The 1,919-nt window shown below is 69.1% G+C and carries 2 pseudogenes; both read left to right on the top strand.

The window, feature by feature from the left end:
• Positions 1-123: pseudogene (locus WB785_RS21925) on the top strand (hypothetical protein); the annotation flags it as partial.
• Between the two features lie 194 nt (positions 124-317).
• A pseudogene (locus WB785_RS21920) lies at positions 318-1,919 on the top strand (cation-translocating P-type ATPase); the annotation flags it as partial.

Raw genomic sequence — 1,919 nt, 5'->3', positions numbered from 1 at the left:
GTGGTAGCCATTCGGTGCCGGCAGCCGCGCTGACGTTGGGCGCGCTCGGCGTCGCCGGGCTGATCGAATGGCCGCTGGTGTTGGCCATCGGCGGCGGCGCTCTCTTGCTGCGGCAGCTGAATAACGGGCATGCCGACGGTTCGCACAAGGCGTCGGTCACACCGATGAAGTCGGCTCCGTCGAAGTCGACCAGTTCGGCTAGTTCGTCCCGGTCATCTGCGCCACGCAAATCGCCGGCCAAGCGGGCGCCGGCACGGTCGCGCGGCACACAGTCGCGCGCCCGTCGTTAATCCCCTCGGTTGGGTACCGTCGGAACAGTGCGAGCATCTCCGCTCCGCGCGGTCGCGCTTGGTATACAGGCAACCTCTGCGCTAGTCGGCGCCACTGTGCAAACCGCGGCGAATGCCGCAGGCTCGTTGGGCACGGTCGCCTCGACGGGCCTGACCATGGCCGTGATCCCGGTTCGAGAAGGCGTCAAAGCGCTTTCGGACGGGTTGCCGGCGCCCACGCTGACCCGGCATAGTTGGCGCGGCAAAGGTCGGGCATGGATCGAGGTCCGCGGGCTAGACGGCCCGGGCGGCGCCGAGCTTGGCCGCGCCGTCGTCGACGCCGTTCACGCGCGTCCCGGGGTCACTTCGGCCAGCCTGAACCGCCCTTTGTCGCGGGTAGTGGTCACCCTGAACGGCGACCAGACCTCGCTGCGCGAGCTGAGCAATGTGGTCGACGAGGCCGAAAAACGTTGCAGCCCAATCGATACCACCCCGCGCCCGAACGCTTTGCCGGGCGACGGTCTGCTTCTGGCCACCAAGGCGGTGGGCGTCGGCGCTACAGCCGTCGGGGTGGGCGCCGCGGTCGCGGGCCGGCTGCTGCGCTGGCCGCGGCTGAACTACGGTTTCGAGGCCGCGGTGGTGGCCGTCGATTACCAGCCGCGGGTGCGGCGTCTGCTTGAGCAGAGCATCGGCCTATCCGCAACGGACACGGTGCTGAGCTTGGCTATGACAGCCGCGCACGTCATCGAGCTGTCGCCGGCGTCGCTGGCCGTGGACTTGATGATGGAAACACTGAAAGCCGCTGAAATGCGCGCCGAAGCGCAGGCCTGGAGCCGCCACGAGCCGACGTTGGCCGGTCATGCCGATTACGCGGAGGTCCACCCGCCGTCTCGCCCAGTGCCGCTGCCGGAGGGCCCAGTCGAGCGGTACTCGCGGCGCAGCGCATTGCTCCAGGCGATCAGTACCGGAGCCGTCGGCGCCGCCACACGCAACCTCGGCATGGCCTCGACTGCGGCGTTGGTCACCACACCGAAAGCCACCCGCACCACCCGCGAATCGTTCGCCGCGGCGCTTGGCCAAGGGCTGGCCGACCAGCACGAAGTCTTGCCGCTGCGCCCGCAGAGCCTGCGCCGGCTGGATCGCGTCGACGCGCTGCTGGTCGATCCCCGGGTGCTGTGCACCAACACGCTGCGGGTGGTACGGGTCCGTGGCGCCGACGAGGACGAGGTTTCCCCGGCGTGGAACCGCGCCCAGCTGCTGCTGGAGAAACGCGGCCTGCGGGTGGGCTGGCATCCGGTTCCCGGAGGGCCGGCCGGCGCGAAGATCGAAGCACTCATCGGCCCCACACACGATCCGCTGGCCTCGGCGGTAGTAGCCGAGGCCCGCCGGGCCGATCTGGATCTGATCTCGGTGGAGATCGACGACCTTGGCGAGTTGCGGCCCGCGTTCGACGAGCTGCGGCCTGCGGGCAACGGATCGATCGACGATGCGCTCGTCGCGGCGCTGAGCGATCTGCAACAGTCGGGTCACACCGTCGCCGTATTGTCTTCGGCTGCTGCGCAAGCACTTTCATCAGCCGACGTCGGGCTTGGCGTGATGCCCAACTCGGACTCCGAGCCGCCGCCCTGGACGGCGGATCTGATATTGAGC

Origin of the sequence: Mycobacterium sp. (assembly GCF_049585075.1) — a bacterium.
GTDB lineage: Bacteria > Actinomycetota > Actinomycetes > Mycobacteriales > Mycobacteriaceae > Mycobacterium.
This window is presented reverse-complemented; position numbering and strand designations above follow the sequence as displayed.